Below are 21,979 nucleotides of genomic sequence, written 5' to 3'. Positions count from 1 at the left end.
GGACATCATGACAACAACAATTGAAACGTCAAAATACAATCTAAAAGCGGGAGAAATAAACTTTACATTCTTAAACAGTGGTGACTTATTTGAAGCAAGTCATAACTGGGTGATGATTAATCAACTATTAGCTAACCCTGTTGATGGATCATTAAATAACATTTACTTACGTTTACATCGTGAAGGGGGAATGCAAGTTTTTCCTCTTCTAGGCGTGAAATCTCCAAGCACATTTTATGCATCGGAAAAAGCAATGACTTGGAAAGGAAACATTGAGGAAGTAAATTATGAAGTAACATTCCATTTAACTACTCACGGTGTTTGGTTCTGGGATGTGAAAGTAGAAGGGGAAAATGTTGAAGTTGATGTGATTTACGGACAAGACATGTCAATTGCGAGTAAAGGTGCTGTTCGTAACAATGAAGCATACGTTTCCCAATATGTAGACCACACTGTTTTTGAAACAGGGGAAAAAGGTTATGTTGTATGTTCTAGACAAAACCAACCACAACCTGGTGGATTCCCTTATATGCAACAAGGTTCATTAACAAAAGCAACAGGCTATTTAACAGATGGCTTCCAATTTTTCGGTTTACCTTATAAAGAGACGGATATACCAGAAGTATTATTACAAGATTCACTTCCAAATAAAGTATACCAATATGAGTTTGCTTATACAGCACTACAATCTGAGAAAGTAACACTAGCTGGTGCTACACAGTTTGTGTTCTATGGCTTATTTAAAGAAAACCATGAAGAAGCAATTACAGAGTTAGAGTTTGAAGACGAAGTGAAACTTGCGTGGGAAAGTATCCAAGGGACAGTAGTTGAACTTGGGGTGGAACAACCTAAGGTTCGAATCTCTGAGAAAATTGGTACACCAGTCCATTCGGAATCCTTAACAATCGATGAAGTAAATAAATACTTCCCGACTAGACGTCAAGAAGAGTGGGATGGAGATACGTTATTATCTTTCTTCACAGAAACACATGAGCATGTCGTGTTAAAAGAGAAAGAGTTAGTTGTGGAACGTCCACACGGTCATATTATCATGACTGGTCAAAATGACAAAATGAAGGAAAATGTGTTCTCGTCTACATCTTATATGTACGGAATATTTAATTCTCAAGTAGTTGTTGGAAATACTTCTTTTAATAAGATGCTTTCTAATGCTCGTAATGCATTAAATATTTTCAAAACATCAGGTCAACGTATTTATGTAGAAGTAGAAGGAACGTACCAACTATTAACGATGCCTTCAATGTATGAAATTGGTTTTAACTATGCACGCTGGTATTACAAAACAGCAACAGATATGATCATCATTACAAGTTACACAATGGTGGACACGCCAGAGCTTCAACTACATGTTCAATCAGAAAGCGGGACACAATACCGTTACCTTGTGACAAACCAAGTGGTTGTAAATGCGAACGAGTTAGAAACACCATACGTTATGGAAGAAGAAAACGGGGTTGTGACGTTTACAGCTCATGAATCTTCTATGAGTGCAAATGTTTATCCAGAGTTAACATACAAGTTCTGTGTTGATGGTACGAACATGACGATTAGTAATGAAGAAGCATTAGTAGAAAATGCACACCTTAATTCTGCAGCATTAGTAGTTTTAGAACTTGATAGCACTAGCGATTGGACGATGACGATTCAAGGTTTATTATATGGTGAGGAAGTTCCTTTTACAGAGAAAAATGCTGCGGATGAAATTGCACGTTACCGTGAATTTTTACGCGAATGTATGAATGGCTTTGACTTATCGCAAAATGGTGGAGAAACAGAAGAGTTAGAAAAAGTGAACAGTGTTGCATGGTGGTACACACATAATATGTTAGTGCATTTCACTGTACCACACGGTTTAGAGCAGTATAGTGGTGCAGCTTGGGGAACTCGTGATGTATGCCAAGGGCCGACAGAATATTTCATGGCTACGCAGAAATATGAATCGGTAAAAGAAATTTTGAAAACAGTGTACAGTCACCAATTTGAAGACGATGGCAACTGGCCTCAATGGTTCATGTTCGACCGTTATAACAAAATTCAAGCAGGAGAAAGTCATGGAGACATTATCGTATGGCCTTTAAAGGTGCTTGCAGATTATTTATCCGTTACAAAGGACTTCTCTATTCTAGAGGAAAAAGTTCCGTATACAATTCGTGGCCAGTTTGACTTAACGGAAGAAACAGCAACTATTTTTGATCACGCGAAAAAACAAATTGACTATATGAAAAACAACTTTGTTCATGATACGTATTTAAGCTCCTATGGTGATGGAGACTGGGATGATACGCTTCAACCTGCTAACGCACAATTAAGAGACTACATGGTTAGTAGCTGGACCGTTTCTTTAACGTATCAAGTAATGAAAAAGTTTGCTACTGTACTAGAGGAAGTTAACAAAGAGGAAGCAACAGAGCTAATGGCGTTAGCCGAGGGCATTGAAGCAGACTTTAAGAAATATATGCTTAAAACAGACGTAATTCCAGGCTTTGTTTACATGGAAGAGCCAGGAAAAGTAGAATATATGGTTCATCCAGAAGATACAAAGACTGGTATTAACTATCGTCTACTTCCGATGACAAGAAGTATGATTAGTGAACTATTAACACCAGAACAAGCAGCTTCTCACTATGAGTTAATCAAAAAAGAGTTTTACTGCCCAGACGGCGTACGCTTAATGAACCGTCCAGCGAAATACGAAGGCGGAGTAAGTAAGCACTTCAAACGTGCGGAACAAGCTTCTAACTTTGGTAGAGAAATAGGTTTACAGTACGTTCATGCTCACATTCGTTTTGTAGAAGCGATGGCGAAGTTAGGTAAAGAAGAGGAAGCATGGAAAGGCTTATCCATGATTAATCCAATCGGTATTCAAAACGTTGTACCGAATGCAGAACGTAGACAAAGCAACGCATACTTCAGTAGTTCTGACGGGAAATTCAATTCACGTTATGAAGCACAAGAACAGTTCGGGAAATTACGTGATGGAAGTGTGCAAGTAAAAGGTGGATGGCGTATTTACTCCAGTGGACCTGGAATCTATATGAACCAGCTTATTAGTAATTGCCTAGGTATCCGTCAGGATAATGGTGGATTAGTAGTAGACCCAGTACTTCCAAACCATTTAGATGGACTAACATTTGCTTATAAGTATAATGAACGACCTGTTACCTTTACGTACCACCTACAATCAGGTGAAAGGTATATGGAAATTAATGGTCAAAAGATAGAGGCTGAAACAACTTCGAATAGATACCGTCAAGGCGGACTGTTCGTAGATAGTGAGAAATTAATGTCCTTACTGAACGAAGACTCCAACAATATAGCTATATATCTATAAAAGTAATGTGGTGGTCAATTATGACCGCCACATTATCTTTATTCAAGGCTCTTAAGACCTAACGAAGCAATTGTTTGGAAGGCTAAATTATAGGGGGGAAGAGTAAAGATGGCAATAATAAAATGTGATTTTTTCTCCGAAGTATTAGGTTTAAGTACTTCCATGACAGTAATATTACCGCAAAAACCACTAAATAATATAGAGAAGGATACAAAGCTTCCTACTCTGTATTTATTACACGGATATAGTGATGATGATACCATTTGGACCCGCAGAACTTCTATTGAGCGTTATGTAGACGGATTAGGCTTAGCGGTAGTTATGCCGCAAGTACATCATAGCTACTATACGGATATGGAGAATGGTCACCGATTTTGGACATTCTTATCAGAAGAGTTACCAGTAGTAGCTCGAACATTTTTTAATCTATCTGACAAGCGAGAAGACAACTTTGTTGCCGGATTATCTATGGGAGGCTACGGTGCCTTTAAGTGGGCACTTCGCCAACCAGAAAAATTTGCAGCCGCAGCTAGCTTATCTGGGGCATTAGATGTTGTGAATACAATGGAAATAATGCCAGAAGAAAGAAAAAGAGGGTTTGAGCTAATTTTTGGTGATAAAGCAGTAAAAGATACGGAGAATGATTTGCTTTGGTTATTGCAGCAAAAAAGTGGTGAAAATCAGATGCCCCTTCTTTATCAATGCTGTGGTACAGAGGACTTCTTATACCACCAAAATGTAAAGTTTAAAGAGGTTTGTGAGCAATCCAACGTCGAACTAACTTCAACCTTTAGCCCAGGTAATCATGAATGGGGTTATTGGGATGCACAAATTCAAGATGTATTAAAGTGGCTACCACTTGCTCGTAATAAACACGATTGATGTGAAATGGGGACGGGGTTTGTTTCACATTTTACTACTAATAATGTGAAACAATCCCCGTCTGTCATAATAAATAGAAGAAAAATTTTTTATCATTTTGATTAAAAGAACTTGTATAGTCTATTAAGCATGCTGATTGAAGTCTTTGATCTAGTTTTACAGAAATTTCTCTTTCAACTTCTTGTATCATTCTTCGAATTTCGTCAGATGGTAAACTAAAATGTATCGACGCAATATGATACGGATGATTTTTAGTAAGTAATTGAAAGTATTGTTCAGGTGTCTCAGCTTGTGATTCATAGCTTCCTTCCATATCCTCAATGAATTTATAAATCATTTTCTTTTCTTGGGGAAGAGAAGAGATTATACTTTTTTTCATGTAACTAGCAAAATACTCATTCAATGCAACACACCTCAGTTCTTTACCAACTAGATTTCTTCACACCAGGAATTTGTCCTTTATGAGCAAACTCTCTAAAAGCAATTCTAGACATTTTAAATTTGCGTAAGTACCCTCTTGGTCTTCCAGTCACCTCACATCTATTCTTAAGACGAGTTGGGGAAGAATCTCTAGGTAATTTTCTTAAGCCTTCAATGTCACCTTTTTCCATAAGTGCTCTTCTTTGGTCGGCATATTTTTCTACTAGCTTCTGACGCTTTAACTCTTTCACTACTTTTGATTTTTTCGCCATTTAATAAACCTCCTAATTCAGCCTAATTGAAAATAGTAATTATTACGATTTATCAACATTAAATCATAAATAGGAATGAAAATCAAATTATGTGAGATGTGAAAATGGGACGGGGTTTGCTTCACATTCCCTTAAACTTCGAAAATGTGAAGCGAACCCCGTCCCTCTTTTTCAAAATAAAAAGGGATTTTTAGGTTAAGTAGAGAATAAACTTATGTAAATATTACCAATAAAATTAATCCCTCATAATCAGGAGGATACTGACATGTTGAAGATAAAAGAAAACATAGATCTTATACTAATATGTTTTGCTATTTTAGTACCGATTCCAAGTGGGGCTTTTTTATATTATTACGATTTTCCGAAGAAGATTGACATGGAATATCCTGCTTATGAGTATAGTGATGAAGAGCAAGAAGTTGGTGAAGTAACAAGCGTGAGTGTAAAAGGTAAAATAAAGAGACCACTCTTTCGAAAATCAGAGTTTGAAGGAAGTATTTTTATCGAAAAATACGAAATAACAAAAGACTATCCGGACGAAGCATGGATTGACATGGACTTTTTCGTCGGTAACATGAACTATATAAAGTTTGAAAATAATAAAATTGTAACAAAATTTTTTGGCTGGTTGATGACAGAAGAAAACCTAGCTTCTATGTTAATTTATGTGGATCCATATCCGGAAAGAGGTAATAAATCTGCCTTTCTAAATACAAAAATAGCTGTACCTGCCACTAATTATGAAGAAGCAACGGCGGTGGAACAGCGACTTTATAATTTACATAAATGAGTTTTAAGTATATTACACAGTGTCAGTCCTAAATTCGTTCAAACTTAAGCGGATATGGGATGGCACTTTTTTTATATGTAAGATTTTGATTGGTTATATTAACATACTAATTTTTAAACAAACGTTTGATTGATTTTTATTAGTAAAGCTGTTATGTATATCTGAGAAGTGCTTTGGCTTACAAGTTACCTTTTAAAATGTTATTTCAGAAAAGGGAAGTTGGGGACGGGGTTCGTTTCACATTCAATTAAAGAATGAGAAATGAACCCCGTCCCCATTTCACATCTAAAAAGAATATGTTCAGAACTTTTGAAAAGAATAAGAATACTAATAGTTGGAATGAATATTCCATGTAAACTGGCACTAATTCGATTGTTTAGAGGAGTTAGCATTAATGCGATATAAGGGAAGAATATCGAGAACGATACTAGTATTTTCGCTTTGTATGGTATTCATCATAAGTGATTATAGAATTATAGGTTATATTCCTATGAGTGACGCAATTGCTACCATCATTTTCACGGCCCTTGGGTGGTGGTTTGGAAAGCAACATGATCAACTTCAATACTATGCCAATCAGTTAAAACTAAGCAAAAAAGAATTACAAAGTCATTTTGATAATGGCTATTCTTTTCTATGGGAAAATGACTTAAAAACGAACAGAATAAAAGTGTCCAAAGGGATTGAGAAAAGTACAGGGTATACGGCAAAAGAATTTGAAGAAGATTATGACCTTTGGCTTAAAATAGTCCATCCAGATGATAAAAAAAGAGTAGATATCTTCTATCATGACTTGCTATTAGGATATCCTGCAAAATGTGAATTTCGATTTTTTCGCAAAAATAGAGAAGTACATTGGTTTGAGCTCTTTGGAAAAGCAATGAGATCCGAAGAAGGTAAAATTTTAAAATTAAATGGTGTAGCATATGATATAACCGAACGAAAACAAATGGAAGAAAAACTGAAGTACATAGCCTATCATGATAATCTAACAGGACTACCAAACCGAACAATGCTAAATTTTAGTCTGCAATCAGCATTTGAAAGGTGTAAACAAAATCAAACCATGTTAGCTGTCATGTTTATTGATATTGATCGTTTTAAAATGATTAATGATATGTTAGGTCACGCTGCTGGGGACAAACTTTTAATTCAAGTTAGTGATAGATTAGTGGCAAATGTGGATGGTGGTGTAGTAGCTCGTCAAGGTGGAGATGAATTTATATTATATTTAGAAAACACAAGCAAGGAGAAAGTAAAACAAGTAGCAGAACTGATTTTACTAGATTTTACAGCACCATTTTATATAGAAGGTGAGGAGTACTATACAACACCGAGTATAGGTATTAGTATTTTTCCTAAGGACGGTCAAGATATTACCACACTTATGAAGTATGCGGATACTGCCATGTATTGGGCCAAAAAACGAGGTAGAAATAATTATCAATTTTATATACCAGAAGATAAAAATATAATGGACCGGAAACGAAAATTGGAACAAGGATTAAAGAAGGCACTTCATAACCATGAATTTGAACTACATTATCAACCTAAAATACATCTAGAAACAGGGAAGATATACGGGGTAGAGGCGTTAATAAGATGGAAACATCCGGAATTAGGTCAGATTCCTCCTATAGAATTTATCCCGATAGCGGAAGATTTAGGAATGATTGTTCCTATTGGAAACTGGGTGTTAAAAGAGGCGTGTAAACAAAATAAAATATGGCAATCATCAGGAATTATGATAAAAGTAGCCGTCAATGTATCCACTATTCAATTTGAAGACATAGATTTTATTGAAAAAATTAAGAAAGCGTTATCCGAAAGTCAATTGTCATCAGATTATTTAGGTTTAGAGATTACAGAAAGCGTGATGCAAAATATCTCCCATAGTGCAACCGTGTTACAAAAAATAAGGAACCTAGGAGTAAAGATATCTATTGATGACTTCGGTACAGGGTATTCTTCATTAAGTGTTTTGAATCATTTACCAATTAATTTAGTAAAGATAGATAAAACGTTTATTAAAGAAATCTTAACAAATTCTAACACAGCAGCACTAGTAAAAACGATGATAAAAATGGGAGAAAATCTGCATTTTGATCTAATCGCAGAAGGTATTGAAGAAATAGAGCAGGTGGAGTTTTTGATTGAAAATGGGTGTAAATATGGACAAGGTTATTATTATAGTCGTCCTCTACCTGCTAATGAGGTGGAATGTATTTTAAAGAGAGGTACATACGCTTGATAGACTATTAATATCCTTTATGAGAAAACAAACCCCGTCCCCAATTCTCACAACGAAAAGTTGTTCTTCCACACCTTAAATAAAACAAACACAATAGGTTGGATTAGTAAGGAAGATTTAGAATGAGAAAAATGGGTGAGAAATGGGGACGGGGTTCGTTTCACATTCAATGAATGAATGTGATGTGAAATGAACCCCGTCCCCGATTCTTATCTTGCTACTCCGGCTATAGTGGAAGCTTTACGCAACATAAGCCATACTGGTAAGGCTGATAAAACTATTACTGTAATCAAAAGAGTGAATGGTAAAGATAATTGAATTGATCCATTATCCATCGCAACAAATTGTTCCACTAGAACGTTTCTAGTTTCAGGGAAGAATATAGTAACCGTAACAAGTGCGACCAACATTAGCCCACCAGCTAATCCTAAACGATAAAACACCGATCCAAGCAACAAACAAACGCTATAGAACAAACTGCATAACACAATATCTACAAGCATGTGGTTATACCAAGTATTCGCTAATGTTGTTCCTTCTACTGTTGTAAGAATGGAAAAAGAAGTAGTTTGTAGTATGCTCGTAGCACCATTTAATAAAGAATTAACAAGTAAATGAATAACGGACATAGTTACAGCAAGTAGCACGTTAAAGACTAAGTTGCCGAGAACGTAACGAGTTCTCGTAAAACCAAATTTGATGGAATACGGAAAAGTTATTTTCGTTTGTAAAAACCCTGCAATTCCGCAGAAAACGTACGTTGCTACACTTATGGATACAACCATATTTACAGAAAAACTGTACGAGATCGCTAGTAAGAAAAAAGAACTCGCGATAAATATAGTCCAAAATATAGAAAAGGAAAATCTCATATCTATGGCAAAAAAGTAAAGAATAGCTTTTAAATCTCTAAGCATATTGTTTTCCCCCTTGTTTTTCCTCGGTTAAGTAAACCATTAAGTGCTGAATATTGGTTGGCTCTATCGTTAGGCCAAGCTCTTTTGCGTGTGACTTATCGTACTTTTCCCCGAAAAGAGTGACTTCTTTATGCCCTGCTAGTTCGGCTGTATGGACAACATTTCTTCCTTCAATAAATTCATTTACTGCCTTTTTGCTGCCAGAAATACTCACTGTTAGCTCGAGTAATTGTTCCGTTGTATGGTGGAAAAGTAGTTCTCCTTCTTTAATCAAAATCACTTCTTCAAATAAGTTACTTACTTCGTCAATTAAATGGGTAGATAAAATAATGGTTCTTGGGTAGGCTTCGTATTCTTCTAAGAGGATGTCGTAAAATGTGTAACGAGCGGATGCGTCTAATCCAATATATGGTTCATCGAAAATAGTGATTTTTGTGCGGCTAGCTAAACCGATAATAATACCAAGAGCAGATTCCATACCTTTAGAAAGGCCTTTTACCTTCATTTTTTCGTCAAGGTGAAATACTTTCAAAAGACGATTAGCCGTATCTTGGGACCAGTTTGGATAAAATAAAGAAGCCATTTTTAATGTATCTTTAATTTTAAAGCTCCTCATAAAGTTATTGCTTTCGTTAATTAAATATATATCTTTTAATACTTCACGGTTGTCAAAAGGTTTTTTTCCATTCACAAGAATGTTCCCACTTGATGGAAGCATGTAACCTGCTAGCAACTGCATTAAGGTCGTTTTACCAGCACCATTGCGACCTAACAATCCGTAAATTTTATTTTCTTCTAAAGTTAAACTTAAGTTATTCAATGCAAGTTTTGCGCCATATTTTTTCGTCACGTTTTGCATTTCTATTTTCATTATTATTCCTCCTTTTGAAAATAAGCTTGTAATTCTTGTGGGTCAATTCCTAACTTTTCTGCTTCTTTCCTTAATGGAACAACATAGTCGCTGTAGAAAGCTTTTTTACGCTTCGCAAGGATTTTGTTCCTAGCTCCTTCAGCCACAAACATTCCGACTCCTCTTTTCTTAAATAAAATATCTTCATCAACTAGCTGATTAATTCCTTTTGCTGCTGTAGCGGGGTTGATTTTATAGTGTTTTGCAAACTCATTGGTGGAAGGCACCCGTTCTCCTTCACTTATGGAACCATCCAATATACTTGCTTCAAGTTGTTCTGCAATTTGTACGAAAATTGGTTTGTCTTCCATCAAACGTGAGTCCATTTCATCACCTACTTACTTAGTTAGTTAATTGGTTAGTTACTTATGTAATTAACTATAAAACCGTTGGAAAGAAAAGTCAACATAAAAAGAAAAACTATACAATTTTTTATGAGAATGGGTTGGATGGTTGGTTTCGGGTTAGGAGATATTTAAGGTAGGAAAGTGGGCTTTAACTCCCTGACCTGAATAAAGCCCAGTGCTCCGTTAAGGAAACACTGGGCTTACATTATTAAATCTTTATATTTTTTTTAGTGTTCTAAATCATTAACCTGCATTTTGATTTAATTGCAGAAGGTATTGAAAAAGTAGAGCAAGTGGAGTTTTAAATTGAAAATGGAATGGATGTAAATATGGACAAGGTTATTATTATAGTCGTCCTTTACCTGCTAATGAGGTGGAAGCTATTTTAAAGAGAGGTACATACGCTTGATAGAGTATTCAAATTCTTTATGAGAAAACAAACCCCGTCCCCAATTCTCATTTAAAGGATTCGAAAATGTGAAACGAACCCCGCCCCAATTTCACATGGATAATAAACCATATCTTGCAAATAATAACCACATCTAAGTAATCAACAGAAAGGGGATAGCCGAGTTGATAAGAAAGTTATTTGTGGTTGTTTGTATCATGGGATTGTTGACTGCTTGTGGTGGAAATGATGAAGCAGAAAAAGAATCGACCAAAGATGAAGCCAAAGCGGGACAAAAAGAAGGGAAAAAAGCTAGAGGGGACTTTACTACAGCCGAAGAACTAGAAACCATGGACTTTGATTCCAAAGACTTTAATTGGAATGATATTTATTTATCAGCAGAAACCTTTAATGAACTATTATTCCGTTTTACCGAAGCGGACGATCAAGGTGAGTTGCTACTAGAAAGGGCCGAGTTAGTAGAGTTTGATACAGTGGAACTAGTGTTCAACAATTACGAAGGTAATTCACTAGAAAATTCCCTCCAGGCAGTATTTCTTGATTCAGTTGTGCGACAGTTTTATAAACACTCCGAGCTATACGAAGGAGAAGAACCACATATTCGTGTCATTGATTTAGATGGACTTGTAATAGCAGAAAATAAAGAACCAATCAAATTTGGTGAAGTAGAGAAAAAGAAAAAAGAATCATAAATGCCAGCGCCCCCACTACAATACAATCTTACTGTTTGGGGGGCTGGCAATTTTGTTATAGTGTATTAAAATTAGTTAATATAGAAATACTGAAAAGTGTAGAATAATAACCTCATATAGTTGGATTAAATCTTTAAATGAGATTAGTATACTCTACGTTATTATAATAGAAAAAATATATACTACTAATTGAGTGAGTTTCATAATGTACAATTACTAAACGAAAAACGAATAGTGAACCTATTCTTTCTTATAAATAACGTTTTAGATCGAACGTTATTTAATTATAATAAACTTAACATTTGTTTTTCACTAAAAGAACAGTAATTATGAAATTGATTCAATTATTCAAAGGAGATAGGAACATGGTCAAAATTAATAGAAATGATTCATGTCCTTGTGGTAGTGGGAAAAAATATAAGAAGTGTTGCATTGGAAAACTAGAAGAACTGAAAGTGAAACAAGAGGAAATGAAAATATCTAATCCATTACTAACTTATGAGAAAATAGATAAACTAAGTACAGATGAAATTACCCAAAAGTTAGCGAAAATGGGCATTCCATTTAACAAGGAACTATTTTTAAAAGATATAGAGAGATTCTATTCTGCGGAAGCAATTTCGGAAAATTGGTTTGAACAATATAAAGTTACTGCTAAGGGGCTAGAAGAAGATTTCCCGTGGCTTGCTGCTTGGGTACTGTGGGTAAGGATGGCTCCGCTAAATAAGTTATCGTTGGAACAAATGGATGATATGATTAAAAGTGGATATGACAATTTAGATACAAACTTGCTTGCTGCTTGTGAAACTTGGTTACAAGTTTGGGAGGCTATTAAGCATAGAACTAATGCTGTATTCCAAACCTTGGACTATTTAAACAAACAATATGAGGGCTGCTTTTTTATCAGAAATATTTGTCAAGACTTGGAGAACGCGCTTTATAATGCGGGTCTGGAAGATTCAACATACTTTGAAAAAAGAATTACGTATTGCCGTGAATTTTGTGCCCTTTTTCCTAAAGAAAGTCAGCTAATCATACATAACATGCGACGTGCCATTGGTGAATCTTTTGCTAGATTAGGGAAATACGAAGAAGCTGAAGTAGAATTCTTAAAGCTAGTAGAGGATTTTCCTGAAAACCCTTGGGGCTATGTTGGCTGGGGTGACATGTACTTTTTTGGACCTAAAAAAGATTACGATAAAGCAAGGCAGATTTTTAAAAAAGGTCTAGCTATTGCCAAGGATAAAGAAGAAATTTTGGCTTTAATAGAACGTATAGAAGATATTGAAAACATGTAGTTTATACCAAGTGAAGAGTAGCGCGATATCGTATGTGACAGAAAAACTAAAGAAATGCGAGATAACACTATACGTGAGGCTTTAGTGGGGGCTGCTCCTCAGGATATTATCTTAAAATGTTGGGATTGCTGGGACCGTTATACTTTTACCATAGGAGAACAGGAATTTTATAAACAAAAAGGATTTGTTTACCCCAAAAGGTGTAAAGAGTGTCGTGATTGATTATGTTTGGTACCTGATCCCGTATAAGTTACTAATGAATGTGGATCAGGCACCAATTTGAGTCCATTACTCTCTTATTTTCATTAACTGCTTTCGGTTATTAAACAGTGTAGGATAGGATAGTAACCCTAACATAACACTCGTAACAGACGCGGTAGTTAATAGTAAAAATAATATGAGTAGTTGGAATTGAACAGCTTGAATAGGGCTAGCGCCAGCAATAATTTGGCCACTCATCATCCCTGGCAATTGGACAAGTCCGATTGTTTTTTGGCTTTCAATTGTAGGTATCATACTAGCTTTAATAGAAAGTATTAGTTGGGAATGTATCGCTTGTTTAGGATTCCCACCTAAAGAAAGTATTAATTCGATTTCATCTTCTCTCGACTCCACTTCTGAAATAAAACGATCCAAAAAAAGAATACCCAACACCATCGAGTTTCCGATGACCATTCCGCTAATCGGAATGATATATTGAGCAGTTGCGGGTATGATGCCAAATCCAAGTAAAATCCCTTGCGTTAACACTTGGATAAATAGTAGGGTAGCGGTCACTTTCCACACAATCCCTTTTATTGGCGTTTCTTTTTTTGTTACATTTTGAACAGCTGCTGCAATCATTATAACGATTATAATGATGATAAATACATAACTTTCCGCTTCAAAAACGAATGTTAATAAGTATCCAACGATAAAAAGTTGAATAATAGAACGAACGACAGCAATGGTTGTATCCTTTTCCAATCCAAGTCGATACGTTTTTGATAAAAAGATAGGAATAAATACAAAAACAAGTGCGATGAGTAAAGCTAAAGGGTTCATCTGATATCCCCCTTTAAGAAAGCTTGTACGTGTTCGTTTTTTGACTTCAGTAAGCTATCACTTTTACAAGCTTCTATTAATTCTCCACTCATTAACACCCACGTAGACGTTCCGACCGATATTGCTTGTTGTATGTTGTGGGTTATCCAAATGATGGTTGTTCCGTACGTTTGACTAACCCTCCCAATTAGTTCATCAATTTCTTTTTGGGACACTTGGTCTAAAGAAGACGTAATTTCATCTAACAATAATATTTCCGGACGGTTCACTAACGTTCTAGCGATGGACACTTTTTGACGTTGGCCACCTGATAAATCTTTTATGTTGCGTTGGATATATGCTTCTCCTAGTCCAACAACATTTAGTAAGTGTTTTGCATCTTGCTCGTCCAATACTTTTCCTTGCAACTGGAGAGGCAAATTTAGATTATAAAAAACATCGCCACTTACCATTGGTGCACTTTGAAGGGCAATACCTACAAGTTTTCGTAACTCAATCGGATCGTATTCTTCGATTTGTTTTCCCTTTATGAGTAGTTCACCAGATTTTTTCGTTAATAATCCGTTGCATAATTTGAGCAATGTCGACTTGCCTGCCCCTGATGGACCAACAAAGGTAGTAATTTCTCCTTCGTATACGGAACCAGTAATTCCTTTTAAAATATGAACGTTATCATCAGAATAAAAGTGGACATCCTTAAATTGAATTACTTCATTCAAAACGCTTCCAACCTTTCACAATATCTATTCCATTTAGTATGTCCAATGAATTAGGAATGAATCGAGGGGACTGACACTTTGGTGCAAAAATGAAGTACAACGGGCTTTCGGTTTATATGGGAAATGAACTTCATAAGGCGTATGAAGTTCAACTAGCGCCGAAAAAAAGAAGTGGATGAACTTCATAAGGCGTATGAAGTTCAATTAGCGTCAAAAAAAAGAAGTGGATGAACTTCATAAAGCCAATAAAGTTCAACTACTCCTAAAAAATCTCCCAAGATGCAATTCAGTATTCAAAAAATACATAGTACAAATTGAATTGTTTAAGTCTCTTAAAGAAAGAGACTGGAATAAAAGAACATTTAAACAAACAAAAATCCGAACTATCATTCAACATTCAGCAGTTTGAATGTTGAAGTAGTTCGGATTCTTTATTAATGAAATTTTTCTAAGCTAGAACCTAGTTTCGTTAACTAATTTATTTCAAATCAAAACGATCTGCATTCATTACTTTTACCCATGCTGCGATGAAGTCACGAACGAATTTTTCTTTGTTGTCTTCTTGAGCGTACACTTCAGCGACAGCGCGTAGTACAGAGTTAGAACCAAATACTAGGTCGACTCTAGTTGCTGTTCTTACCACTTCACCAGTCTTACGGTCACGTCCTTCGAATAGGTTGCCGTTTACTGGCGTCCATGCTACACCCATGTCTAATAAATTTACGAAGAAGTCATTCGTTAATGTACCAACTCTGTCTGTGAATACACCATGTGATGTGCCACCGTGGTTCGCGCCAAGAACACGCATACCACCGATTAGTACAGTCATCTCTGGTGCAGTAAGACCAAGTAGTTGCGCCTTGTCTACTAGAAGCTCTTCAGCACTTACACTAAATTGTTTCTTTTGATAGTTACGGAAACCGTCCGCAACTGGCTCAAGCACATCGAAGCTTTCTGCATCTGTTTGTTCTTGTGTGGCATCACCACGTCCAGGCGCGAATGGCACCGTTACGTCATAGCCTGCATCTTGTGCAGCTTTTTCAATAGCAGCAGAACCACCAAGGACGATTAAGTCAGCGAGGCTAACATTCTTTTCTAAATGGCTTTGAATTTCTTCATAAACCGAAAGAACTTTCGCTAGTTGTTCAGGTTGGTTAACATCCCACTCTTTTTGTGGAGAGAGACGAATGCGAGCACCATTTGCGCCACCGCGATTATCGGAACCGCGGAACGTGCTTGCAGAAGCCCAAGCCGTTGTAACAAGCTCGCTAGTTGTTAATCCAGAATCTAAGATTAATAGTTTAATTTTTTCAATTTCTTCAACCGTTAGTTCATAATCAGCAGTAGGAACTGGATCTTGCCAGATTAACTCTTCTGTTGGAACTTCAGGTCCTAAATATCGAGAAACTGGCCCCATGTCACGGTGTAATAATTTGAACCATGCACGAGCAAATGCATCTGCAAACTCGTCTGGGTTTTGGTGGAAGCGACGAGAAATCTTTTCGTATGCTGGATCCATTCGTAAAGCAATATCTGCCGTCGTCATCATTGTTGGAACGCGAACAGATGCATCTTCTGCATCTGGTGCAAGATGCTCATCAGCAGGATTGATCGGTGCCCATTGGTGTGCACCAGCTGGGCTCTTTGTAAGCTCCCATTCGTAACCAAAAAGTAAATCAAAGAAGCCATTATCCCATTGAGTTGGGTTTGCAGTCCATGCGCCTTCAATACCACTTGTGATCGTGTCACGACCTTTACCGCTACCGTGAGTGCTGGTCCAACCAAAGCCTTGAGCTTCAATAAGAGATGCTTCTGGATCTGCACCAACGTGAGCAGCATCGCCAGCTCCGTGTGCTTTACCGAAAGTATGGCCACCGGCTACTAGTGCGACTGTTTCTTCATCATTCATTCCCATACGGTCAAAAGTTTCGCGAATATCGCGGGCACTTGCAAGCGGGTCAGGGTTACCGTTTGGACCTTCTGGATTCACATAAATAAGCCCCATTTGCACAGCAGCAAGTGGATTTTCAAGCTCACGATCTCCTGTGTAACGGTTGTCACCTAGCATTTCCTTTTCAGAACCCCAGTAAATATCTTCTTCTGGATGCCAAATGTCTGCACGACCACCACCGAAACCGAATGTTTTTCCACCCATTGATTCGATTGCTACATTTCCAGTTAAAAGAAGTAAGTCAGCCCAAGAGATTTTGTTTCCGTACTTTTGCTTAATTGGCCATAAAAGACGGCGTGCTTTATCCAGGTTACCGTTATCAGCCCAGCTGTTTAATGGAGCAAAACGTTGGTTGCCTGTGTTACCGCCACCACGACCGTCACCAGTACGATATGTACCTGCAGCATGCCAAGCCATACGAATAAAGAAAGGACCATAATGACCGTAATCAGCTGGCCACCAATCTTGACTGTCTGTCATTAACGCTTCCAGATCTTTTTTAAGCGCGAAATAGTCTAGCTTTTGGAATTCCTCTGTGTATTTAAAATCTTCCCCCATAGGATTAGATTTTTTGTCTTGTTGATGAAGAATATTTAGATTTAACTGATTCGGCCACCAGTCACGATTTGTCGTCCCACTTGATGTTTGACTAGTAGTGCCTCCATGGCTAAAAGGACATTTTCCTGCACTTGCATTGTCATTCATGTTCATCCATTTCTCCCCCTATTTAAAAAGTTTTATATTTTAATAAACTTACTAACTAAATAATGATAATTATTATTACTTTATAATTATACTAAATAATAATCTAAATTACAATAATTATTAATAAGTGTTAATTATAAATATAATATAACTCTAATTAACTGAAAAATACTAATAATATGCTCGTGAACTTTGTGTGAACTGTGGGGTCAGACCCCACGGTGCACTTTATCCCTACAAATCATTATATTTAGCTTGTCTACTAATTATGAGTGTGAAATGGGGACGGGGTTCATTTCACATTTTTTCAACATGAGAAAGAAACCCCGTCCCCATTTCCCATATTTGTAAATATTTTAGTAATAATAAGGGAACTATTTAGAATGATAACGGTTTATACAGGGGGGCTATAGATGACTGTTATAGACATTTTTGTTCGTACAAGTATTTCCTTTATACTTTTATACATATTATGTCGCATTCTTGATAAGAAATTAATTGCACAAATGACTTTCTTTGATTTTGTTGCAGGTATTACAATTGGCTCTATTGTTGCAAGTGGTATTGTATCTCGTGATGTGCCGATCCTCATAACCATGGCAGGTTTAATATTATTTTGCTTATATATCTATATAAGCAATGTTATCGCTCTCAAAAGTTTTAGGGGGAGGAAAATATTAGAGTCAGAACCTACAATTGTTATAAAGGAAGGACAAGTATTAGAGGAAGGGTTGAAGAAGACTTTGCTTACGATGGATAGCCTTTTAACTAGTTTACGTAAAAAGGGTGTCTTTAATATTGACGAAGTTGAAACAGCCTTATTAGAAACGGACGGAACCATTTCAGTATTAAAAAAGCCAGCCTATTTACCGGCAATGCAAAAAGATGTTTTTAATATTCAAGCATCTAGAGGAGTAGGGCAAGCTTTTATTATAGATGGAAAGATTTTAAAGAAAAGCTTAGAGTTATTGGGTAAAGATAAAGAGTGGGTAATAAATGTGATAAACGAAAATAATATCTCCAGGGTAGAAGATGTATTTTTTGCACAAATCGATCGAAATGGCAATATTTATATTGATAAACGAGAAGATTACCTATAAGAAACCGGATTATTTGGACAATAAATTCTTTGTAAACACTTTATTAATTTCACCAGATTAATCAATTGAAAACCTAGTAGAAAAAGCGATAATTGTTACAGCAAAAGCCCATCAAAGCCAAACAAGAAAAGGTACAGATATACCATACATTACATACCAGTTGCAATTGCTGCAACTGGTTGTATTCTTAATGATACGAGATGGTCTTGCAAAAAACATTGGACTTAAAATAGCGACTGCTGGCCAGTTAATAGCACAATGATTTGTACTTATAAAAGTTTAATAAACTGATAGTTGTTGAGTCTAGTGATGCTAGTTCTCTGAGGGGTTTCGCCCATAGTCCATAAAAATTAAGAAACCATCGTCCCTTTTAAACGTATAAGTAATAAAAGGTATGAGAGGAAGTGAATCATATTGAATAACTCTTGGGAAAGGCCAGTTATAAAAATTCCGAAGACAAAGATCGAGTGGTTAATGGATATAGTGGGGGGAGCTTTCTTCTTTGGAAGTGTTATATTACTCATTTCCGTTTGGTCGAGGCTGCCTGATAAAGTGCCAGGGCATTACAATTTAACAGGGGAGATAACACGCTGGGGACATAAAGGCGAGTTATTAATTTTACCGATCGTCAGTACGTTTATATTTTCTTACTAACTATATTGGAAAAATACCCACATATACACAACTATCCAGCCCGTTTAAACGAGCAAAATGCGCCACATTTTTATGCGATTAGTAAAAAACTATTGAACTTAGTGAAAAACGTTTGCCTCCTATTGTTTGCAATCATCCTATTCCATACTGTTTCCGTTGCAATGGGGTGGGGGATTTCGGTCTTGCCACTCACAACCCCGATAACTATTCTCGGCATTTTAGTACCTATTGTGTATACAGTCATTAAAATGAATAGAATATCTTAAGATAAATTTGGGACGGTGGTCGATTTCTCATTTCCTTTAATGAGAAATCAACCACCGTCCCTATTTCACCCCCTTCGACCCCATTGTAATAAATATATATAACTAAATGACGTATATATATTGCAAAATGTTAAAAATATGTTATTATAAATGTAAAGTAAAAATGATGGAGGGATTTGGATGAATTTTTTTAATAAGAATGCGGTCTTAAAGGATGAACGAATAGTTGCATTGCAAAACCGGATTTACCGTGAAATCTATTATCTAGTCATTGGTATTATTTTTGTATCACTAGCGTATAAGTTGTTTGTTGGAACCTTTGACCTTCAAAATATCGCGTTGGAATTAATTCTACTTCTTACAGTTGGGGCTTATTATACGTTAAGAAGTATGCAGTTAGGTGTATTTTCCGCAGAGGTGGAACTACATGATCAACAAAGTAAAGTTCCAATGAAGTGGAAAACAGTTTTAACTGGTGTTGTTCTCGGAATAGGGATTGCTTTATTTTTTGGTATAAACAGTGCCATTCGCTTTGCGGAAACAACTGCAGAAGCATATAACTTCTTTTTCCTAGTATTCTTTGTCTCACTAATAATTTATTTACCATTCTTCTTAATCTTCTTTGGTGGGAGTTTTCTAATGGCCCTTAAAGGTAGTGAAAAAGCGATGGAGAAAGAATTGTTAGATGACGAAGAAAAGGTGAATTAACATGAAAAATATTCGGATGAAAATGGCGAGAGTGGAGAAAGATCTTTCACAAGAAGAATTAGCGAAGATTGTTGGTGTTTCGCGACAAACAATAGGGTTAATTGAGCTCGGTAAGTATAATCCGACCTTAAGTTTATGTGTATCTATATGTAAAGCACTATCGAAAACATTAGACCAACTGTTTTGGGAAGAAGAGTAGTTGAGAAATTTTGAATCGGAGGGTCATGTGAATCGGAGGGACAGACACCTTGATGCATAAGTGCACCGAAGTGTCTGACCCCTCGAATCAGAAGAAGTAGCTCCAATAAGAACAATTTCTGATGAAGAGGCCAACAAAGAGTTTGTCATTAACACATTCGCAGAGACCCATTAATGAAAGTGAGACGAATTAAATGAGACTCTATTACGATGGCCTCTAGAAGTCACCTTTAGGGGAACGTCACTTAGGGTACAAGATATTGTCGTAGATACTAAGGAGGATATACATGAACATCCTAAAAGCAGATCTAATATGCAACCATCAAGTGCCGTGCTCAGATGGAACATACCATAATACATACGACATACGTGTCATTGTTAAAGTGAAAAATGAAGAACTTAGTTTCTTTTATACACTAGATGAAAAAAGCTCAATGTGGGGCCATTCACTTCCCTATGACCAATCCGGCGATGTGAGGCCTGCACTATTAACTAAAGAAGATTTTCATAAATTGTTCTCCGATCCAAAAGTAAGAGTTCACGTTAAAGAAGTGAATAGATTAATAGGGCTAGAAGGAGAAAGCACCTTAGAAACTCTTCCAGATGAAGCCTTTAGTACTTATGACTTTGTTGATTTTCATAACCTTTGCAAAAAAATAGCCAGAAACCTTCGCGTAAAGTTTCAAATATTAACATACGATGACCTAGATATGTGCAGCTATAATGCAGTAAAACTTGACTTGAAGGATGGCACAATCTATATACTTTGCAACGATTACAATATAGCGTTTACGGAAGAGATAGGTGGCTACCCACGTTTCACCTATCACCAAGAACTAGCTTCTTTTTTCGCACCGCCATACAAAGTATGCACAATAGAACAACTAAACAGCCCATTCCGCATCCATCGCCCATTATCCAAATGGGAAGAATACAGCATCAAACACTGGAAACCCCAAACCCAAGGCGAGTTCTTGTTTAATTATTGGGATTGATGAAAAATGGGGACGGGGTTGATTTCTCATTCTTTCAAAATCACCCCCGTCCCCGTGCAAATTTATCCTTTAGGAGTAAAGAAAAATGAATATTCATATCATGCAAGACTTTACGAAGGACCAAGATTGGATAGTCATTCACGGAGATTACGAACAATTCCATATATGGGGAGATAACGAGGATTACGTGGAAGATACAGTTGTGTTATTGCAAAAGGCTGCGACTTCATGCTTCAAATTTCCTTTTTATATTCATTTTGAAGGATATGAGGATGACGCTAAATCAGTATTATTAATGAGAGATCAATTCGAAATTCATTATCAACCTTCAGGCCGAACGGTCCTTACGATGTTTAATGGAAAAACGTATCATGCAGAAATACCAGCGTTCACTATCACTATTCCAAACAGCGAAGTACTAAAAAAGGTGTTTACAGAGTGGTTTTATTTAGCGCAACAAAATTCCATGTGGCTAATTACACAAGGTAAGAACGTGTATTACAAAAATAAAATTGCATCAATTGAAATGAGCAAGGAACCAACGATGCTGCTAGCAGACCACGATGCGCAAGGCTTATGCATTATAACGAATCAATCTTCTTACCAAAGTAGAGAGGGGCTGCGATTGATTTTTGAAAAAATCTAGGGGAAAATTGGGGACGGGGTTGATTTCTCATTCTTTCAAAAAATGAGAAATCAAACCCCGTCCCCATTTACCTCCATTTAAAAGAGAGGAGTGGTTCAAATGGACAAGATGAACGAGCATTTCGAAACAGCCCTTGAAGCCTGGACGATGATGCAAAAAACAGAAGGGGATGAAGGAGCGGAGTGGGCAGAGAGATTTGAACAGTATTTTTACGAGTTCATTCATGAAATGAAGGCATGGTGGGGCAGGCTAGAAGAAAAGCCTGAAACGGTTGAAGAGGCGGAAGAACTGCCAGCCATTAAAAGCTTCACGGAAAGAATACCTGGTCCTGTATATATAACCTTTTTAACCGAACTAGAAGATATTATAGATGGTGTTGAAACGAGCAGGTTTGATTGAATGTTTCGGAGGGACAGACACCACGGCGCAAAAATGCACCGCGGTGTCTGTCCC

22 protein-coding genes are annotated in these 21,979 nt (G+C 36.6%); 14 read left to right on the top strand and 8 right to left on the bottom strand.

Annotation, left to right across the window (positions count from 1 at the left end; genetic code table 11):
* Nucleotides 1-7 precede the first annotated feature (7 nt).
* Together CDZ92_RS13130 and CDZ92_RS13125 are read left to right on the top strand one after the other, a co-directional pair.
* Nucleotides 8-3,352, top strand: coding sequence for a GH36-type glycosyl hydrolase domain-containing protein (locus CDZ92_RS13130; protein WP_096155652.1), 3,345 nt, complete (start codon nt 8-10; stop codon nt 3,350-3,352).
* A 108-nt stretch (nt 3,353-3,460) separates the two neighbouring features.
* A complete protein-coding gene (locus tag CDZ92_RS13125; protein ID WP_096155651.1) occupies nt 3,461-4,234 on the top strand; it encodes an alpha/beta hydrolase in 774 nt (257 codons plus the stop codon).
* A gap of 64 nt (nt 4,235-4,298) precedes the next feature.
* On the opposite strand, the gene CDZ92_RS13120 is transcribed toward CDZ92_RS13125, so the two are convergent.
* Together CDZ92_RS13120 and rpsN are read right to left on the bottom strand one after the other, a co-directional pair.
* Complete coding sequence (locus CDZ92_RS13120) at nt 4,299-4,637, bottom strand: hypothetical protein (RefSeq protein ID WP_096155650.1); 339 nt, start codon at nt 4,635-4,637, stop codon at nt 4,299-4,301.
* Nucleotides 4,638-4,656: 19 nt separating this feature from the next.
* Nucleotides 4,657-4,926 (bottom strand): 30S ribosomal protein S14, encoded by a 270-nt coding sequence (rpsN, locus tag CDZ92_RS13115; protein WP_096155649.1) that lies wholly within the window; start codon nt 4,924-4,926, stop codon nt 4,657-4,659.
* A gap of 265 nt (nt 4,927-5,191) precedes the next feature.
* Between rpsN and CDZ92_RS13110 the strand changes: the two genes are divergently transcribed.
* Nucleotides 5,192-5,716: a hypothetical protein gene (locus CDZ92_RS13110; protein WP_096155648.1), complete on the top strand. Its 525-nt coding sequence runs from the start codon at nt 5,192-5,194 to the stop codon at nt 5,714-5,716.
* A 394-nt stretch (nt 5,717-6,110) separates the two neighbouring features.
* Nucleotides 6,111-7,967 (top strand): bifunctional diguanylate cyclase/phosphodiesterase, encoded by a 1,857-nt coding sequence (locus CDZ92_RS13105; protein ID WP_096155647.1) that lies wholly within the window; start codon nt 6,111-6,113, stop codon nt 7,965-7,967.
* 209 nt (nt 7,968-8,176) lie between these two features.
* Here CDZ92_RS13105 and CDZ92_RS13100 read toward each other — a convergent pair whose 3' ends face one another.
* From CDZ92_RS13100 to CDZ92_RS13090, 3 genes are read right to left on the bottom strand one after another with little or no spacing between them, the layout of a single operon-like run.
* On the bottom strand, nt 8,177-8,884 hold the full coding sequence (locus CDZ92_RS13100; RefSeq protein ID WP_096155646.1) for a hypothetical protein: 708 nt from the start codon (nt 8,882-8,884) through the stop codon (nt 8,177-8,179).
* The gene (locus CDZ92_RS13095) at nt 8,877-9,755 is read right to left on the bottom strand and encodes an ABC transporter ATP-binding protein (RefSeq protein ID WP_096155645.1); all 879 of its coding nucleotides are present in this window, start codon (nt 9,753-9,755) and stop codon (nt 8,877-8,879) included. Before CDZ92_RS13095 ends, CDZ92_RS13100 begins: the two co-directional genes overlap by 8 nt.
* Nucleotides 9,756-9,757: 2 nt before the next feature.
* Nucleotides 9,758-10,120 (bottom strand): GntR family transcriptional regulator, encoded by a 363-nt coding sequence (locus CDZ92_RS13090; RefSeq protein ID WP_096155644.1) that lies wholly within the window; start codon nt 10,118-10,120, stop codon nt 9,758-9,760.
* Between the two features lie 594 nt (nt 10,121-10,714).
* On the opposite strand from CDZ92_RS13090, the gene CDZ92_RS13085 reads away from it, so the two are divergent.
* From CDZ92_RS13085 to CDZ92_RS13075, 3 genes are all read left to right on the top strand, one after another.
* Entirely contained in the window at nt 10,715-11,242 is a 528-nt protein-coding gene (locus CDZ92_RS13085; protein WP_096155643.1) for a hypothetical protein, read from the top strand.
* Nucleotides 11,243-11,607: 365 nt separating this feature from the next.
* Nucleotides 11,608-12,540, top strand: a complete 933-nt coding sequence (locus CDZ92_RS13080; RefSeq protein ID WP_096155642.1) for an SEC-C metal-binding domain-containing protein — start codon at nt 11,608-11,610, stop codon at nt 12,538-12,540.
* A gap of 54 nt (nt 12,541-12,594) precedes the next feature.
* Complete coding sequence (locus CDZ92_RS13075; RefSeq protein WP_096155641.1) at nt 12,595-12,762, top strand: zinc-ribbon domain containing protein; 168 nt, start codon at nt 12,595-12,597, stop codon at nt 12,760-12,762.
* 66 nt (nt 12,763-12,828) lie between these two features.
* Here CDZ92_RS13075 and CDZ92_RS13070 read toward each other — a convergent pair whose 3' ends face one another.
* From CDZ92_RS13070 to katG, 3 genes are all read right to left on the bottom strand, one after another.
* Nucleotides 12,829-13,584, bottom strand: a complete 756-nt coding sequence (locus CDZ92_RS13070) for an ABC transporter permease (RefSeq protein WP_096155640.1) — start codon at nt 13,582-13,584, stop codon at nt 12,829-12,831.
* On the bottom strand, nt 13,581-14,303 hold the full coding sequence (locus CDZ92_RS13065; protein WP_096155639.1) for an ABC transporter ATP-binding protein: 723 nt from the start codon (nt 14,301-14,303) through the stop codon (nt 13,581-13,583). The genes CDZ92_RS13070 and CDZ92_RS13065 overlap by 4 nt, the downstream gene beginning before the upstream one ends.
* Before the next feature lie 478 nt (nt 14,304-14,781).
* Nucleotides 14,782-16,965: a catalase/peroxidase HPI gene (gene katG / locus CDZ92_RS13060; protein ID WP_096155638.1), complete on the bottom strand. Its 2,184-nt coding sequence runs from the start codon at nt 16,963-16,965 to the stop codon at nt 14,782-14,784.
* Nucleotides 16,966-17,372: 407 nt separating this feature from the next.
* On the opposite strand from katG, the gene CDZ92_RS13055 reads away from it, so the two are divergent.
* From CDZ92_RS13055 to CDZ92_RS13025, 7 genes are all read left to right on the top strand, one after another.
* A complete protein-coding gene (locus tag CDZ92_RS13055) occupies nt 17,373-18,059 on the top strand; it encodes a DUF421 domain-containing protein (RefSeq protein ID WP_096155637.1) in 687 nt (228 codons plus the stop codon).
* A gap of 414 nt (nt 18,060-18,473) precedes the next feature.
* Complete coding sequence (locus tag CDZ92_RS20350; protein WP_255249820.1) at nt 18,474-18,713, top strand: DUF1648 domain-containing protein; 240 nt, start codon at nt 18,474-18,476, stop codon at nt 18,711-18,713.
* Between the two features lie 446 nt (nt 18,714-19,159).
* Nucleotides 19,160-19,687, top strand: coding sequence for a DUF6773 family protein (locus CDZ92_RS13045; RefSeq protein ID WP_096155636.1), 528 nt, complete (start codon nt 19,160-19,162; stop codon nt 19,685-19,687).
* A gap of 1 nt (nt 19,688) precedes the next feature.
* Nucleotides 19,689-19,886, top strand: coding sequence for a helix-turn-helix transcriptional regulator (locus CDZ92_RS13040; RefSeq protein WP_096155635.1), 198 nt, complete (start codon nt 19,689-19,691; stop codon nt 19,884-19,886).
* A 286-nt stretch (nt 19,887-20,172) separates the two neighbouring features.
* On the top strand, nt 20,173-20,880 hold the full coding sequence (locus CDZ92_RS13035) for a hypothetical protein (RefSeq protein WP_096155634.1): 708 nt from the start codon (nt 20,173-20,175) through the stop codon (nt 20,878-20,880).
* Nucleotides 20,881-20,965: 85 nt separating this feature from the next.
* Nucleotides 20,966-21,526 carry a hypothetical protein gene (locus CDZ92_RS13030; protein WP_096155633.1) on the top strand — a complete coding sequence of 187 codons (561 nt, stop codon included), beginning with the start codon at nt 20,966-20,968 and terminating at the stop codon, nt 21,524-21,526.
* 99 nt (nt 21,527-21,625) lie between these two features.
* Complete coding sequence (locus tag CDZ92_RS13025) at nt 21,626-21,925, top strand: hypothetical protein (RefSeq protein ID WP_096155632.1); 300 nt, start codon at nt 21,626-21,628, stop codon at nt 21,923-21,925.
* The last annotated feature ends 54 nt before the right edge of the window (nt 21,926-21,979 follow it).

The organism is Bacillus sp. FJAT-45066 (assembly GCF_002335755.1).
Taxonomy (GTDB): Bacteria; Bacillota; Bacilli; order Bacillales; family Bacillaceae_I; genus Bacillus_CD; species Bacillus_CD alkalisoli.
This window is presented reverse-complemented; position numbering and strand designations above follow the sequence as displayed.

What these genes read in the sequence shown, in the direction of transcription:
- CDZ92_RS13090 (WP_096155644.1), bottom strand. Translation starts at nt 10,120, where the DNA reads ATGGACTCACGTTTGATGGAAGACAAACCAATTTTCGTACAAATTGCA.
- CDZ92_RS13040 (WP_096155635.1), top strand. Translation starts at nt 19,689, where the DNA reads ATGAAAAATATTCGGATGAAAATGGCGAGAGTGGAGAAAGATCTTTCA.
- katG (WP_096155638.1), bottom strand. Translation starts at nt 16,965, where the DNA reads ATGAACATGAATGACAATGCAAGTGCAGGAAAATGTCCTTTTAGCCAT.
- CDZ92_RS13080 (WP_096155642.1), top strand. Translation starts at nt 11,608, where the DNA reads ATGGTCAAAATTAATAGAAATGATTCATGTCCTTGTGGTAGTGGGAAA.
- CDZ92_RS13035 (WP_096155634.1), top strand. Translation starts at nt 20,173, where the DNA reads ATGAACATCCTAAAAGCAGATCTAATATGCAACCATCAAGTGCCGTGC.
- CDZ92_RS13095 (WP_096155645.1), bottom strand. Translation starts at nt 9,755, where the DNA reads ATGAAAATAGAAATGCAAAACGTGACGAAAAAATATGGCGCAAAACTT.
- CDZ92_RS13100 (WP_096155646.1), bottom strand. Translation starts at nt 8,884, where the DNA reads ATGCTTAGAGATTTAAAAGCTATTCTTTACTTTTTTGCCATAGATATG.
- CDZ92_RS13105 (WP_096155647.1), top strand. Translation starts at nt 6,111, where the DNA reads ATGCGATATAAGGGAAGAATATCGAGAACGATACTAGTATTTTCGCTT.
- CDZ92_RS13045 (WP_096155636.1), top strand. Translation starts at nt 19,160, where the DNA reads ATGAATTTTTTTAATAAGAATGCGGTCTTAAAGGATGAACGAATAGTT.
- CDZ92_RS13030 (WP_096155633.1), top strand. Translation starts at nt 20,966, where the DNA reads ATGAATATTCATATCATGCAAGACTTTACGAAGGACCAAGATTGGATA.
- CDZ92_RS13125 (WP_096155651.1), top strand. Translation starts at nt 3,461, where the DNA reads ATGGCAATAATAAAATGTGATTTTTTCTCCGAAGTATTAGGTTTAAGT.
- CDZ92_RS13075 (WP_096155641.1), top strand. Translation starts at nt 12,595, where the DNA reads ATGCGAGATAACACTATACGTGAGGCTTTAGTGGGGGCTGCTCCTCAG.
- CDZ92_RS13130 (WP_096155652.1), top strand. Translation starts at nt 8, where the DNA reads ATGACAACAACAATTGAAACGTCAAAATACAATCTAAAAGCGGGAGAA.
- rpsN (WP_096155649.1), bottom strand. Translation starts at nt 4,926, where the DNA reads ATGGCGAAAAAATCAAAAGTAGTGAAAGAGTTAAAGCGTCAGAAGCTA.
- CDZ92_RS13025 (WP_096155632.1), top strand. Translation starts at nt 21,626, where the DNA reads ATGGACAAGATGAACGAGCATTTCGAAACAGCCCTTGAAGCCTGGACG.
- CDZ92_RS13110 (WP_096155648.1), top strand. Translation starts at nt 5,192, where the DNA reads ATGTTGAAGATAAAAGAAAACATAGATCTTATACTAATATGTTTTGCT.
- CDZ92_RS13055 (WP_096155637.1), top strand. Translation starts at nt 17,373, where the DNA reads ATGACTGTTATAGACATTTTTGTTCGTACAAGTATTTCCTTTATACTT.
- CDZ92_RS13070 (WP_096155640.1), bottom strand. Translation starts at nt 13,584, where the DNA reads ATGAACCCTTTAGCTTTACTCATCGCACTTGTTTTTGTATTTATTCCT.